Genomic DNA, 13,812 nt, shown 5'->3' on the forward strand with positions numbered 1-13,812 from the left:
TATTTCACATTCGGTGCATCGGTAACGCGTGCCAACGAGTGGCTGAGCGATACACTGTTGCCAAGTTATCGGTATTTTGCACCATTTCCTGCGACACCTTGAACAGCTTTCACAACGCCGTACCCAACGGCGGCCAGCAGACCGACCTTTACCACCGTACCGACAATTCGAGGCATGAAATAGCCGATGACGGCTCCCTTCGCGCCGCTGTCGCCGTCCTGCTGGTCCAGCTTGGATCCTACGAGCGCACCGATGATTTCCGTGATCATAACTTGTTCCCTTGTTGAGACCAGAGGAGCGCACGACACCGGTTGAGGTTCCGCTGTTATCGTCTGATCCTTATGTTGGGCAGCATCCACCTAAGCGAACTAGCCGGGAATTTTGCGGATACATTCGGGTGTAGCGGACCGGCAGCACTTAGAGAGCCGGAACTGCGTGCTGAGTTAGCGACAATGCGCAGCTTGTTGTAGAGCCGCCTTACCGGCCGGCTATCGCATCGCGAACACTCTGGGCGAGGCATCAAACTGACAGGACCACCAGCAAGGCGGATTTGATTGCAATTTTGTAAAGGCGGCGCATCAATGCGTCCGCTATCGGCTATACGGACAGCCTGATCGAGATAGGCTATAAAGGTTTGCCACTTCGCGATGGCATCTTCCCCACCCGTTTTCGCCAACTCCCCTGTCTGACGAGCGACAATCAGCGGCGCGCATCGGCGCCTTGCTGCTCGAAGAGCATGGAGGCTCCCCAAGCGGCATGCTCCGGTTTTATTATTCAGCAGCAGCTACCTCGGTGCCCCTCTTGGCTCGCCCCGTGGGAGCAGCAGCCTTAGACGTTGCAGCCTTCTTGCCCTGGCCCGGCTTTCGCCCCAGGCCAATCTTGTGAGCAAGCTCCTTTCGCTGGGCAGCATAATTGGGTGCGGTCATCGGATAATCGGAAGGAAGGCCCCACTTGGCGCGATAATCGTCTGGAGTCATCTGGTAATGGGTCATCAGATGGCGCTTCAGCATCTTCAGCTTCCTGCCATCTTCAAGACAGACGATGTAATCCGCCTTCACAGACGAACGAATGGAAACGGCGGGCAGCAACGGTTCCGGCGTCGGCTCAGCAGGGACAGACAGTCCCGCAAGCGCGCGATGCACGTTAGCGATAAGGTTGGATACGTCACCGACCGATACCGAATTATTGCTAACATGCGCAGCAACAATATCGGCGGTGAGCGTGATCATAAGCTCGTTGTTATCGGCCTGCTCAGTCATTTCTATGCGTCCCGTTTAGATTTATCGGAATGCTCTATCTATGATCATCTATTCCGAATGTCACCCTAGTACCGATGAATTTCTGAAAGATATCATCAATATGAGATGGATTGTTGTGGTTCTCTTTTTGTAACTTCTGGCAAGCTGGCTAACGCCCCCGATAAGGCTCGCAGCCTATGCCATCACCGTCCCTATCCAGATGAGGGCCATACCCTGGCTGACCAGCATAAACAGGTGCAGCCCCATCCGCTCTTGCTTGGGTGCATCTGCGACAGGACCAGGAAGATCGGCTATCAGTTGAAGCGGTAAACCGCCTTTCCGGGTCGGTCCTGCCGGCAGGCGACGATGACTGCTGATCACCCACATCGGTAGCACTTATGTACGACTGAGAAGCTACCGAGCCCTGCGGTCGCCGGGAATCCTCTTCAGCAATAGGGGGGCTCGATGAGGAGGAAGGCAGCGGAGAGCTGCCCACTCCACCGAAAGAACCAATCACGATCGCCACACCAATGATAGCGATCGAAAGGGGACTTCCCTTTTGCCTATGATGTTTGGCGTGCCGATGATGGTGCCGCTTCATTCCGACAGGATGGCGAGGGAGGTAAAGGAGCGGTTGCTGGCTCATTAGCGCGATGATTCAAAATTTGCCTCGTCGGCCGCTCAACAGAGGCAGAATGCCCCCCCCACCCCATGGAGCGGCCATCCGATGGTCGGCCAGCGAACGGATTGAATAGGCCGCAAACGGCCTGAAAAACGCAAGGCCCGCACTCCAACGATCCGGACTCTGGTTTTGAGCGTCAGGCTTGAGCGGAATCTGCGCGGCCTCCTTAACTTGAAGAAGGGGAGCCCTCAGGCTCCCCATCAACATCACCCCAAGGCCTTCGCCATCAAACGCTCCAGCCGCTCGGCAAACGCGCGCGGATCAGTCGGTGCTTCGCCTTCAGCAATTCGGGCCTCATCAAGCAGAAGGAAAGCCAGATCCCTTCGTCCTTCTTCATCGCTATTGGCCTGTCCCAGTTTCGTGATGAGCGCATGACCGGCGTTGACCTCCAGAATGGGCTTAGCTCGCTCCGGCGCACGGCCGGCCGAAGCCAACATCTTTTCCAGTTGAAGGTCCATGGCATTGTCTGCGGCGACAATGCAGACGGCGCTGCTCGTCAATCGGTCCGAAATGCGCACATCTGACACCTGATCTGCCAGAGCCTCCTTTGCAAAAGCGATAAAACTATTGGCTTCATCGCTGGGCGCGGCAGCGGTGGCGTTCCCGTCGGCCAAGGGGATAAGACTCAGGTCAGCAGCCCCCTGCGTGACGGACTTGAAGGGCTTACCCTCATAATCGACGCCCATCGTCGTCCAGAAACTATCGACCTGATCGGGGAGGAGCAGAACCTCGATGCCGCGCGCCCTGAAACCCTCGAGCTGCGGGGACTGCGCGATCCGATCCAGATCATGGCCGGTCGCATAGTAAATCGCTGTCTGATTTTCTTTCAGGGCACTGACATAGTCCTCAAGCGAACGCCATGCGCCGTCGGAAGTCGTACTCTTGAACCGAGCCAGACCCAACAATGTTTCGCGGCGATCAAAGTCTTCGTAAAGGCCTTCCTTTAAGACCGGTCCGAAATTTTCCCAGATCGCGGCATATCGCTCAGGTTCACTTACTGAAAGTTTCTCCAGGTCGGAAAGTATGCGGTTGCCCACACCCTTTTGGATGGCAGACAGAACCGGGCTGTCTTGGATCATCTCGCGCGACATGTTGAGAGGCAGATCGGCGGAATCGACCAAACCGCGAACGAAACGTAGGTATCGCGGTAATATTTCCGCTTCGTCCGTGATGAATACGCGGCGCACATAGAGCTTGATGCGGCCCTTGCGGTCCGCGTCGAATAGATCGAACGGCTTGGTTTCGGGGATGAAGGTCAGAACCGAATATTCATGACGCCCTTCAGCACGATAATGCAGCGTCAGCGCCGGCTTGTCGAACTGACCTGCGACACTTCGATAGAAGTCAGCATAATCTTCCTCGCTGATGTCGGACTTCGCCTTGGTCCACAGCGCCAGGCCATCGGCGACCTGCTTTGGCTCATCTTCGCTGCCGGCTTCCTTAAGAAAGATCGGAATGGGGACATGGCCTGATTGCGCCTTGACAACCCGCTCCACGGTGAAGCGCTCGGTGTAAACTTTGGCATCGTCGAGCAGGTGCAACGTGACGCGCGTTCCGCGTGCAGGCGCGGCGCCAGGTTCGGCCGGCGCAATCGTGTAAGTGCCCAACCCATCGGAGGACCAGATGGCTGCATCAGGCTCTCCCGCCCGGCGAGAAGTAACCTCGACCTTACCCGCCACCATGAATGCAGAATAAAAGCCGACGCCAAACTGGCCGATCAGTTGCTGCCCTTCGCCATTTTTGTCCGCAGCAAGCTTGTCCATGAAGGCCTTGGTGCCCGACCGCGCAATAGTGCCCAGTGTTTCACCCATATCCGCAGCAGTCATGCCGATGCCATTATCCTCGATCACGAGAGTGCCGGCTTCCTTGTCCAGCCTAAGCGTGATGCGCAATTGAGGATCATCCCCAAGCAGTATCGGGCTGGAAATCGCCTCATAGCGCAGCTTTTCGCAAGCGTCCGCGGCATTGGATATCAGTTCGCGCAGGAAAACCTCACGGTCGGAATAGACCGAGTGGACCATCATGTGCAGGAGCTTGGAAACATCTGCCTCGAAGGCCCGTGTTTCAGGGGCGGTAACGGTGTCCATTGTCATCGTCTCTCTGGCTCGCATCCTAGAATTGCGGGCGACAGATGGATCGAACGGTTTTGTCGTTCAAGAGGCGGGGCAAGGAAAGCATGGGTCGCGCATTTGAAAATGGTAGATTCTCGTTTGGATGGGCAGCTGAAGCTCCAGCCCAGCCATTCGCCTAAGGCGCATGTCGCTTGACGCAGCGCAATGCGGTTATTCGTGCAAGCCGACCAACGGCTTGCGTAGAAGTGCCAGAGCATTGGACTGAAAAATCCTTCGCCCGAGCATCACCCATTTTGCCCGATCGACACGCCAGTGAGCGCTTGCAGCGCCGTGAGCAGGCAATCTCCATGATCGGCGCTGGCTGCGGGAACTGCCGGCTCTTCGCGTCGCATGGCATGCCAATAGCCGCCGCTGGTCTGCGCTGCCTTATCGTTGCTTGCGGCGAGCCAGCTCTGCGTCGCCTGTCCGGTCGCGATGTCGACCGGCGCGGACGCGCCGCCCATGCGTGTGCGCACCCAGCCTGGATCGACGGCGTTACTCAGCACGTCAGGCCATCGCCGTGTCATCGCCATAGCAAACGCGACGATTTGAAGCTTGCTATCGGCGTAGGCCTGTTCCGGGTGCCAGCGACGCCGGGTCCAGTCGAGATCATCCAGACCGGCATTGCCGCCCCGGTGAAGCCCGCTGCTCATGTAGACAAGGCGCTCGGGCCGTTCGATGCAGGCGGTCAGGACATAAGGCGCCAGCAGATTGACCGCGGTCATAACACTGTGGCCTTCCGCCGTCCGACCGCTGCCACTCGCGCCATATAGTGCGGCATTGTGGATCACTGCGTCCATGCGACCGATTGCATTCACCGCATCGGCCAAATCTCGTGTTTCCGACAGCAGGCTGAGATCGCCGGTCACTATTGCCAAAGCTTGCGGCATTTGCGCTGCCAGAGCCGCAGCCCGTTCGGCATTGCGGGCGTGGAGAACGACATCATGTCCGCCGGCAAGCAACGACTGCGCAGCGGCCAGCCCAAGGCCGGTCGAACTGCCAGTGATGAAAATTCTCGCCATATCGACTCCTTGCTCGGCGCATGGCCAGCGCCCAGAGGGCCAAAACGCATCGGGTCTATCTACGCTGCCAACCTTCGCGTTCGGCGAAGATCCTCTGCATTTCCACCATATTCTCGGTGCCCCAGCTGCATAAAGGCTCGAGCGCCTGAGCGAGGCTTTGGCCGAGGGGCGTCAGCGTATAGTCAACGCGCGGCGGCACTTCCTTGTAATCGGTGCGCAGCAGGATCCCATCTGCCTCCAGTTCCTTCAACTGCTGGATCAGCACCTTGTCGCTCACGTCGCGGATCGCGCGTTTGAGCGCGCCGTAGCGATTGGGGCCCTGGAGCAGGAAATAGAGGATCAATGGCTTCCATTTGCCGGCAATGACTTTGAGCGTTGCGTCGAGGCCGCAAGTGAAATTGGGAGCGACGGTTCCGGCCGAACAGCCCCCTCCGAGCATTGGAGAGACAGCCAGGGATTTGGGCTCTTCAGACATTTTCGATACTTACCAAAAGGTGCATACTTGCCTATAGGTATATGCGCCTCCAGCTACGTGCAACCTTAGATTTGGAGGCATCCATGAATAGACTGCAAGGCAAGACCGCCATCATAACAGGTGGCGGTACGGGCATTGGTCTGGCTTCGGCCAGGCGTTTCATTGCGGAGGGCGCGTTCGTCTACATTTTCGGGCGTCGACAGGAAAAACTCGATGCTGCCCTAAGCGAACTAGGGGCAAATGCCCGCGCAGTGGCGGGTTCGGTTGCCGATCCTGCCGATCTCCATCGCTTGTTCGAGACGGTGAAGGGAGAACGCGGATCGTTAGACATTCTCTTTGCCAATGCAGGAACCGGCGCGCTGGTGCCGCTGACGGACATTACTGCCGACCATTATGCCGAAACCTTCGACGTCAACGTGAAGGGCACGATCTTCACAGTGCAAAAGGGACTGAAGCTCATGGACACAGGCGGCTCGATCATTCTGACCGGGTCAACCACGGGTGTGATGGGGACACCGGCCTTCAGTATTTACAGCGCCTCCAAGGCTGCCGTGCGCAATCTTGCGCGCAGTTGGGCGCAGGATCTGCGGGGCACGGGAATCCGCGTCAATGTGCTATCGCCCGGGCCAACGCTGACCGAGCTGGCGGCCGAGGTCGTCGGCAGGGAGGCAATGATCGAAATGGGGGCAACCACCCCGATCGGTCATGTTGGTGATCCATCCGAAGTGGCGGCGGCGGCCGCCTTCCTGGCCTCATCTGACAGCAGCTTCATGACCGGAAGCGAGCTATTCACTGATGGCGGGCTGGCGCAAATCTAGGCTGCATACCGTTCGTCTCGCGCCGGCTTGCTTCAGGGCAAGCTGGCGCCATGTCGCTGATAATTGGATGATGCTCAGACTGCTCGTCTACCTACATTATGAAGGATGGCATGCGCTGTGCGGCATGTAGCACCTTCTCCAAAATCTTACCGGCACGAAATCTCATATCAGTTATTCAAAAAACCCTTCCACCAATATGTAACAAAATGAATAATGTCAATTAAAGCTATTAACGTCGCACAAATGTAAATAGCAACTATAATTGCAAGTTTGTAACAAATTTACGATCTTACTGAGCTTAATTATTTTAATTTAATCACCTGGTTCAGCATAAGTAAGAGATATATTTACATATCAATATAAATTATCGGTCAGATAATTTTGCTGACACCTGGCAAACTTTTTATTGCTGCTGATAACGCGAACGAGGCAACGCACGCTGCGCAGCCGATGACAATGAATTTCAGCACTGGCGCCGCTGCCCACGGCATGGCCAGAACGCTTAGCGCGACCAGGACGGGCGGATGCAGGATGAATGCGCCAAAAGCCGTCGATCCGAGCCTCGACACAATTTGCGTGGAATTCCTCCCCCATCGCTGCGCAACAGCCAGCAAACCCAGGATCACCCCGAACGCGACCGCTGGATCCCAAATTGCGTAATAGAATGCATTGATGTTCCATCCTCCCTCAAATCCCCCCAACCGCCCACGTATCATTAGCATGAGCGGCAACGTGGAGATTGCGAGAATCGAAACAATCAGCCAGCCCGCAGCATCCCGCAATGTGATACGCTCAAGAAGCCCGCTCCGTGCCGCTGCGCAACCTGCAATGTAAAAGAAAGCGTAGCAGCTGAAATAGCCGAGCTGAAGCCATAGGAATTCCCTACCGACCGGCATGACCAGTCGTACGATGAACGAGAGCAGGCCAAGGCCCAAGGCGATCAACGCCAAAGCGGGCATCGCAGGCAGAGCATCCACTGACACGGCAGACCATCCCGCGCGGCGACGGCAAGTCTGCCAAATCGCATAGCACATAGCGAATATGAGTAGGGCAATAGCAAACCAGAGCGGCCCTGGTCCGAATTTTCCGGCTATGATCAAATCCCACCACAATTTGATGAGTGGACGCCCCTGCCCGGCCTGGGCAATAGCGACCGTGAATGGATAGAGGATGAAAAAGAACGTAAGCAACGGCAACCCCAAGCGTAGCAGACGATCCATCAAGAATTTCGCCGTCCCTTTGCGTACGTAGGATTTTGGCGTGTAATAACCTGCGAGCAGAAAGAAAACGCCCATGAAGTAGGACTGATTGATTGCATTGAACATGACAAGCAGGCTGCTTGAAGCGTTGGGTTGCTCCCTCCAAAACCAGCCACCAGATCCTCCGTAACCAATCGCGGCATGGTGAAATATGACCAGCAATGTCATAAGCACGCGAACAATGTCATAAGCACGCGAACGACATCAATGCCGCGGTTTCTCGATACGTGCGTCATTTCGGACTTCATGTGCATGCAAACCATGTTGGGCGTATTCTTGTAGGCCATGATCCCCATCGTTCGTGATCATTGAACAAAGACGGGCATATGTGTATGATGCACATAATACAGAGGAAATTAGAATGGAAAAGCGGATTGTTCATTGCCTCTGGGCGATCAGCGCCCTGCTGTTCGTTCTCGGGATCGCACTTGCTGCATTTGCGCGTCCGGCGGCAGATTCGATCATTATAATCGCTGGCCGAGGAAGTGCTGGACTGGCTGCGGCAGGCCTTATGTTGTTCGCCGCGCTCAAGCTCGCCGAAAGCAGAAAGGCGCGGTGATAGGCCGCCTGCTATGGCGCTGATTTTCAGCATAAATATGAGACGATATCATCGCACCGACGACCCGCACATAACCTCGCTTAATGCGTCCTACTGCGAAGGACGCCTGCCTCATGGATAGCATATTGCACTCTATGTCTGCGTCCCAAGTTCATGACGTCTGATGAGGACAGCATTTCCATCCGAGCAACTCAAGACGCCACTATAGCGCGAAGGATCAAGATCTTCGGACCCATCTAAAGCAGCACCAAGCGAAGATTTGTAAGCTGATCCCCAAACTCATTTTGCATCTTGCGCGGCGTCACCGCAGAAATTGGGGCGTTACTACCTTCATTCTTCGATATCGCGCCTCGATCAGACTGAACAACCCAAACAGCCCCAGCCCGCAAGCGACCACGCTTAAAATAAGCGTCCCTTCATCCTGCGCCCGTAGCTGCCGCAGCGCCTCCCCAAGCCCCCCGGCGCGATCGGGGTCATGGTTCAACGCCGCAGATATAATGAACCAGCCGATGAGGGAGAACACCAGCGCACGGGCTGCATATCCAATACGTCCTATCCACCGAACATAGTCGGGAGCCGGCACGTCGCCGCTGAGATCGTCAAACCGCGCCTTATACGCCTTGAGCGCTTGGGCAATCGCGACGATAAGCAGGAGGACGCCGACCAGAATAAGCATGAACACACCTCCCGGTTGCTCCAGAAGCCATGCCGACCAACCTTGCGCGCTTTCATCTCCAGGACTTCCATGCTCTCTGCTCGCTTGCGCAAGAGCGATTTTGCCTGCGGCGGTCGCCAGCATGATATGAGACACACCACTTAAGCCATAGCCAAGTCTTTCAAACTGTCCTTTCACGGTTCGACTGCGGCGCTCAGGGTCGATGACTGCCTCTGTAAGCCGCCAGACCGCATATCCAGCAAATCCAACCGCACAAAACGACAATAGGACATGACCAAGCGGTGCGTCAGCCAAAGTGCCTAAAGCACCCTGATTGTCGGTTGTTTCGCCACCGTGCAATGCGACGTCGAGCGCGAGCCATCCAATGATGATGTACACAAGACCGCGTGCAGCGAAACCGAGGCGCGCGAACAACGTCATACGGTCACTATATCTCATGCAGCCCTCCAAAGAACCGCCAACCTTCCGACGCCTGCACCTGTTCCCTCGAAACAGTCATCTCGCATCAACCTAGAGCTTCGGCGGCTGAGCACAGGCCCGCATCGATCACATACCGCTTACCCTGAAAATCTTCCGGCGAACCGCGACAACATTGATAGCGCTAACCACACCATATGTCATCGCGGCTGACCCCATTGACTACTATGTCCTTTCGTGCATATTTTGCGCGATTAAAAATATAAATGGGCGAGGAAAATGACCAAGAGACACTCTTGTGCGTCTGTGAATTGCGCTAAAATGATAGCGCTACCGCTTTTCACCTCTGCGGCTTCAGTATCGATATCTCATCTTGAGATATCCCGCCCGGCCGGCGACCTTCATGATGGTGGGCGTTAATGGACCGCAGAGCAGCGCTCGCGTCCATCGTCGGCGTGCTGGGCGCGAACATCTTCGCCCCGCTTGCACGGGCCATCGCCTACCAGCCTAACCCGGTCATCAATACCGGCGCGCCCGAGATCATGTTCACGCCCGCACAAAGAGCGCTGGTCACGGCGCTGAGCGAACGCATCCTGCCGACATCCGATACGCCCGGCGCCATTGCTGCAGGCGTGCCCGAATATATCGAACATATGCTGGGCGACTGGGCGATCACCGATGAACGGGCAACGATCTTCGACGGCCTGGCCGCGATCGATGCCCGCAGCATGGCCGATTATAAAAAGCCGGCCGTAAAAGCCTCGGCCGCGCAGCAGGACGCATTGCTGACCCTTGCGATGAACGGCGAACTGCCAGGTGGAACTCCCTTTTTCGAGGCGTTCCGCCAGCTTGTCATCACCGGCTATTACACGTCCGAAATCGGCATCACGCAGGAACGCGAATATCTGCCCGTCCCCGGCGAATATGACGGGGCCTACCCCTATGCGAAGGTCAAGCGGATCTTCTCCTCATAGGGCGGGCAATCGCCTTCGATCCTGGATCCATTCATTTCCGACACGCTTATCGGAAGGGCAAAATCATGGCAGCAACAGATCGTTTCGACGCTATCGTCATTGGTTCGGGCGTCAGCGGCGGCTGGGCCGCAAAGGAGCTTACGGAAAAGGGGCTGCGCGTCCTTATGGTCGATCGCGGTCGCATGGTCGAACATGGGGAAGATTATCCCTTCGACGGCAAGTCGGCCTATGACATTCCCGCGCGTGGCAGGATGCCGGCTGCCCTTGCCAAGAGCGATTATTTCGCGCTCAACGGCTGGGTCTCGCCCGCCACCCAGCCCTTCTTCATCAACGACCGGCTCAACCCCTACGACTATGACGCGCCCAACAAGTTCAACTGGGTCCGCCCATCAGTGGTCGGCGGCAAGTCGCTGACCTGGGGGCGCTGGAGCTTCCGCTGGAGCCAAGCCGATTTCGAGGCCAACAAGAAGGAGGGCGTGGGGACCGACTGGCCCATCCGCTATGACGATGTCGCGCCCTGGTACAGCTATGTCGAAAATTATATCGGCGTTTCGGGTGCCCGGGAAAATCTGCCTTATCTTCCCGACAGTGAATTCATGCCGCCCTTTCCGATGAACGTCGCCGAAAAATGGCTGAAGGAACGGCTAGAAAGCGAATTTCCCGGACGCAAGCTGATCAACGCCCGCCTCAGCAACATCACAGAAGATAAGCCCGAGCAGAATCGCACCCGCTGTCAGAAGCGGGCACAATGCGACCGCGGCTGCAGTTTCGGCGCCTATTTCTCGACGCAGGCCGTCACACTGCCCGCCGCCCGCGCTACGGGTCGGCTGACGCTGCGTGCGGACAATTGGGTCACGAACCTGGAATATGACCCGACCCGAAAGCGCGTCACCGGCGTTCGGATGGTCGACGCCAATACTGGCCAGGTGGAGGTCGTTCAGGCCCGCATGGTCTTTCTGTGCGCATCAGCGATGAGTTCGCTCCACATCCTGCTCAACTCCCGTCCAGCAGGCAGCGAACGCAGCTATTTCCATTCCAACGGTGCGCTCGGCAGCGCGGTGATGGATCATATCTTCCGTGTCGGCGTGTCGGGCGACATTCCGGGCATGAGCGAATTTGTCGAATATGGCCGACGGCCCGGCGGCGTCTATGTGCCGCGCTTCCGCAATCTGGAAGCGGAGGATCTGCCCTTCAAGCGCGGCTACGGCTTCCAGGGCGGCGCCGGCCGCCAGGCGTCCGCGCCCGAAGGCTTTGGCCTGTCCATGAAGCACGGGATGCGCGAATATGGGCCGTGGCGCTTTACCATGGGCGCCTTTGGGGAATGCCTGCCCTATGAGGATAATCGCGTCATGCTGAATTACAGCAAGACCGATCGCTTCGGCACGCCGCTGTTGCGCTTCGACGTCCGTTTCCGCGACAATGAAATCAGGATGATGGACGATGCGCTGGAACAGGGCATGCTGATGCTGCGCCAAGCGGGGCTTACGAACGTGACCGGCGGTCGCGGCAAGCATGTGCCAGGCGAGGCGATCCATGAAATGGGCGGCGCCCGAATGGGGCATGATCCCGCCACGTCGGTCCTGAACAAATGGAATCAGGCGCATGACGCCGCCAATTTGTTCATCACCGATGGGGCGCAAATGGCCTCTGTGTCCTGCGTCAATCCGTCGCTGACCTTCATGGCTATGACCGCCCGAGCTGCCGATCAGGCGGTCAAGCAGATGCAGGCTGGGGTAATCTGACCCGACAAGCAGCGTCATGGGCCAGCGCGCCAAAGGAGAGACGATGTACAGGATGTTCGCGACCATCGCGCTATTGGCCATGGCACAGGCGGCGCCCAACCCTCATCTGCCTGCGCCCACCTATGACACTGCCGCCCCGACTCTTCCGAAAAACCTGAAGCATGCGGTGCTCATCCTGTCCAAGACCAATGGCTGGCGGCATATTGAGCATATACCTCATTCCAACATGGTCCTGGCTGATATTGCTGCCAATCTGGGACATGCCAGCTACACCACCGAAAATGCGGCAATCTTCAACGACGAACAACTGCGGCATTTTTCCGTCATCATTCTCAACAGTGCGAGCGGTGATTTCCTGACCGAGGCGCAGCGATCAGCCTTTGCGCGCTTCGTCGCGCGCGGCGGTGGCGTGGTGGCGCTGCACGCGGCCGGAGACAACAGCCACAAGGCGCCCTGGTATACCGGAACGATCATCGGCACCAAATTCATCGGGCATCCCGGAGGCGAGGATCAGTTTCAATCCGCGCAAGTCATCGTCGACCAACCACGGCATCCCGTCATGGCTGGCGTGACCATGCCTTGGGCGCCCGTCGATGAATGGTATTCCTTCGATGCGAACCCGAAAATGCAGGGCATGGCGATACTCGCCCGGATCGACGAGGCGAGCTACCACCCCGGCGCCAAGCTGACGATGGGATCGCATCCGGTGATTTGGACCAATCCAGCCACCAAGGGGCGTGTCGTCTACTCGGCGCTCGGACATTTGCCGGAAAGCTACGACGATCCAAATTATCGCCGCATCCTTACGAACGCGATCCACTGGGCTGGAAAATTCGGTCGGTAAAACGAGAAATTTGATTAGCGCTGAGACCACTAGCGTCATGTGGGCTTAAGTCCACTCCATACCGAGTGAGTGTGTCTGCCAATACGGGTCGCAAGTTTTCATGTTTCCAATTAAGAATATTTCTCAATCGGAACAGATTCTGTCCGACCTCGTTCCCAATGCTACCAACATTTAGGAGGACGGGATGGTTGACAACAGGTATAATGATCATGTGGTGATCGAAAAGAAGGGGCCGGGACGCACCATCGCAATTCTTGTGATAGCCGCCCTAGTGATCGCGGGCATCCTGTTCGCGACCGGCTTCTGGTCTGCGGACGTAAAGGGAGGGGATATGCCGGAAGTCAGCGTCAAGGGCGGCGAACTCCCGAAGGTTGATGTAGATTCCAAGGAAGTCGTGGTCGGCACCAAGAAGGAACAAATCGAAGTTCCGACCGTCGGCGTCAAGGATAATGGCGAAAAATAGAGCCAGATCCATGCTACGAATTTCAGATCGATATCTTTTGCGATATTCGTAATGAAACGGAGATAATATTTTCTAAAATATGTCCCCACTTTACATAGTGGGGATTTTTTTGATCCTGAATTCTGACGGCCTACATAGGCTCTTCCGCACTCGTAGCGATGTCCCCGCCAGCTCATCACGCGCTCATCAGGGCCCGACATCATCGCCGCCGGCCCGAAGGCGGGAACCCTTACGCTGGCCAAAGCCAAGCGCCTTTGCCACTCGCTCATTCCAACCATAAGGGTCTGCCCGGATCACCGGCGCCCCTTTATTGTCGAACAATATTGTTGAATAAAGCAGGCGAACCGGGATTTCCCGCGGCAGTTCGACAAAGCCTTCCTTGCCCGTCGCGCGCACCTTGTTCCATTGATCCAGAATGCCTTCGTCCCGGGCGATCTTCTCGGCAAAACCCACCGCATCCTCGACCCGGATGGAGGAAGAGAACAGCCGGCTGAAGAAGCTGCTGGTCGAGGCAATGCTCGACAACGTGGTG

General features: G+C 56.8%; 14 protein-coding genes and 1 pseudogene. 6 read left to right on the plus strand and 9 right to left on the minus strand.

Features of this window, described 5'->3' with window-relative positions; translation table 11 throughout:
• Positions 1-65 precede the first annotated feature (65 nt).
• From ACUCV3_RS26850 to ACUCV3_RS26875, 6 genes are all read right to left on the minus strand, one after another.
• The gene (locus ACUCV3_RS26850; RefSeq protein WP_313337164.1) at positions 66-269 is read right to left on the minus strand and encodes a hypothetical protein; all 204 of its coding nucleotides are present in this window, start codon (positions 267-269) and stop codon (positions 66-68) included.
• 501 nt (positions 270-770) lie between these two features.
• Complete coding sequence (locus tag ACUCV3_RS26855) at positions 771-1,259, minus strand: Ros/MucR family transcriptional regulator (RefSeq protein WP_482241441.1); 489 nt, start codon at positions 1,257-1,259, stop codon at positions 771-773.
• A 148-nt stretch (positions 1,260-1,407) separates the two neighbouring features.
• Entirely contained in the window at positions 1,408-1,884 is a 477-nt protein-coding gene (locus tag ACUCV3_RS26860) for an excalibur calcium-binding domain-containing protein (RefSeq protein ID WP_482241442.1), read from the minus strand.
• Positions 1,885-2,126: 242 nt separating this feature from the next.
• Complete coding sequence (htpG, locus tag ACUCV3_RS26865; protein ID WP_122927977.1) at positions 2,127-4,013, minus strand: molecular chaperone HtpG; 1,887 nt, start codon at positions 4,011-4,013, stop codon at positions 2,127-2,129.
• A 263-nt stretch (positions 4,014-4,276) separates the two neighbouring features.
• A complete protein-coding gene (locus tag ACUCV3_RS26870) occupies positions 4,277-5,053 on the minus strand; it encodes an SDR family NAD(P)-dependent oxidoreductase (RefSeq protein WP_048939471.1) in 777 nt (258 codons plus the stop codon).
• A 55-nt stretch (positions 5,054-5,108) separates the two neighbouring features.
• Complete coding sequence (locus tag ACUCV3_RS26875) at positions 5,109-5,528, minus strand: winged helix-turn-helix transcriptional regulator (RefSeq protein WP_346427721.1); 420 nt, start codon at positions 5,526-5,528, stop codon at positions 5,109-5,111.
• Between the two features lie 83 nt (positions 5,529-5,611).
• On the opposite strand from ACUCV3_RS26875, the gene ACUCV3_RS26880 reads away from it, so the two are divergent.
• The gene (locus ACUCV3_RS26880; RefSeq protein WP_482241443.1) at positions 5,612-6,346 is read left to right on the plus strand and encodes an SDR family NAD(P)-dependent oxidoreductase; all 735 of its coding nucleotides are present in this window, start codon (positions 5,612-5,614) and stop codon (positions 6,344-6,346) included.
• A gap of 371 nt (positions 6,347-6,717) precedes the next feature.
• On the opposite strand, the gene ACUCV3_RS26885 is transcribed toward ACUCV3_RS26880, so the two are convergent.
• A complete protein-coding gene (locus tag ACUCV3_RS26885) occupies positions 6,718-7,788 on the minus strand; it encodes an acyltransferase family protein (protein WP_482241446.1) in 1,071 nt (356 codons plus the stop codon).
• Positions 7,789-7,966: 178 nt separating this feature from the next.
• On the opposite strand from ACUCV3_RS26885, the gene ACUCV3_RS26890 reads away from it, so the two are divergent.
• On the plus strand, positions 7,967-8,164 hold the full coding sequence (locus tag ACUCV3_RS26890; protein ID WP_136186910.1) for a hypothetical protein: 198 nt from the start codon (positions 7,967-7,969) through the stop codon (positions 8,162-8,164).
• A 301-nt stretch (positions 8,165-8,465) separates the two neighbouring features.
• Here ACUCV3_RS26890 and ACUCV3_RS26895 read toward each other — a convergent pair whose 3' ends face one another.
• Entirely contained in the window at positions 8,466-9,260 is a 795-nt protein-coding gene (locus ACUCV3_RS26895; protein WP_168708704.1) for a DUF1206 domain-containing protein, read from the minus strand.
• Between the two features lie 416 nt (positions 9,261-9,676).
• Here ACUCV3_RS26895 and ACUCV3_RS26900 point away from each other — a divergent pair, with 416 nt between their 5' ends.
• The 4 genes from ACUCV3_RS26900 (at position 9,677) to ACUCV3_RS26915 (ending at position 13,280) form a co-directional block, all read left to right on the plus strand.
• On the plus strand, positions 9,677-10,231 hold the full coding sequence (locus tag ACUCV3_RS26900; RefSeq protein WP_482241444.1) for a gluconate 2-dehydrogenase subunit 3 family protein: 555 nt from the start codon (positions 9,677-9,679) through the stop codon (positions 10,229-10,231).
• A gap of 65 nt (positions 10,232-10,296) precedes the next feature.
• A complete protein-coding gene (locus ACUCV3_RS26905) occupies positions 10,297-11,973 on the plus strand; it encodes a GMC oxidoreductase (RefSeq protein WP_482241445.1) in 1,677 nt (558 codons plus the stop codon).
• Positions 11,974-12,025: 52 nt separating this feature from the next.
• Positions 12,026-12,817: a ThuA domain-containing protein gene (locus tag ACUCV3_RS26910; protein ID WP_313337172.1), complete on the plus strand. Its 792-nt coding sequence runs from the start codon at positions 12,026-12,028 to the stop codon at positions 12,815-12,817.
• A 184-nt stretch (positions 12,818-13,001) separates the two neighbouring features.
• Positions 13,002-13,280: a hypothetical protein gene (locus tag ACUCV3_RS26915; RefSeq protein ID WP_048939478.1), complete on the plus strand. Its 279-nt coding sequence runs from the start codon at positions 13,002-13,004 to the stop codon at positions 13,278-13,280.
• A 186-nt stretch (positions 13,281-13,466) separates the two neighbouring features.
• On the opposite strand, the pseudogene ACUCV3_RS26920 reads toward ACUCV3_RS26915, so the two are convergent.
• Positions 13,467-13,812: pseudogene (locus ACUCV3_RS26920) on the minus strand (hypothetical protein); the annotation flags it as partial.

The organism is Sphingobium sp. VMM (assembly GCF_056790315.1).

Excerpts from the sequence above, each read along its gene's own strand:
- ACUCV3_RS26895 (WP_168708704.1), bottom strand. The coding sequence starts at position 9,260 with ATGACGTTGTTCGCGCGCCTCGGTTTCGCTGCACGCGGTCTTGTGTAC.
- ACUCV3_RS26855 (WP_482241441.1), bottom strand. The coding sequence starts at position 1,259 with ATGACTGAGCAGGCCGATAACAACGAGCTTATGATCACGCTCACCGCC.
- ACUCV3_RS26890 (WP_136186910.1), top strand. The coding sequence starts at position 7,967 with ATGGAAAAGCGGATTGTTCATTGCCTCTGGGCGATCAGCGCCCTGCTG.
- ACUCV3_RS26870 (WP_048939471.1), bottom strand. The coding sequence starts at position 5,053 with ATGGCGAGAATTTTCATCACTGGCAGTTCGACCGGCCTTGGGCTGGCC.
- ACUCV3_RS26875 (WP_346427721.1), bottom strand. The coding sequence starts at position 5,528 with ATGTCTGAAGAGCCCAAATCCCTGGCTGTCTCTCCAATGCTCGGAGGG.
- ACUCV3_RS26860 (WP_482241442.1), bottom strand. The coding sequence starts at position 1,884 with ATGAGCCAGCAACCGCTCCTTTACCTCCCTCGCCATCCTGTCGGAATG.
- ACUCV3_RS26880 (WP_482241443.1), top strand. The coding sequence starts at position 5,612 with ATGAATAGACTGCAAGGCAAGACCGCCATCATAACAGGTGGCGGTACG.
- ACUCV3_RS26905 (WP_482241445.1), top strand. The coding sequence starts at position 10,297 with ATGGCAGCAACAGATCGTTTCGACGCTATCGTCATTGGTTCGGGCGTC.
- ACUCV3_RS26910 (WP_313337172.1), top strand. The coding sequence starts at position 12,026 with ATGTTCGCGACCATCGCGCTATTGGCCATGGCACAGGCGGCGCCCAAC.
- ACUCV3_RS26915 (WP_048939478.1), top strand. The coding sequence starts at position 13,002 with ATGGTTGACAACAGGTATAATGATCATGTGGTGATCGAAAAGAAGGGG.
- htpG (WP_122927977.1), bottom strand. The coding sequence starts at position 4,013 with ATGACAATGGACACCGTTACCGCCCCTGAAACACGGGCCTTCGAGGCA.
- ACUCV3_RS26850 (WP_313337164.1), bottom strand. The coding sequence starts at position 269 with ATGATCACGGAAATCATCGGTGCGCTCGTAGGATCCAAGCTGGACCAG.
- ACUCV3_RS26900 (WP_482241444.1), top strand. The coding sequence starts at position 9,677 with ATGGACCGCAGAGCAGCGCTCGCGTCCATCGTCGGCGTGCTGGGCGCG.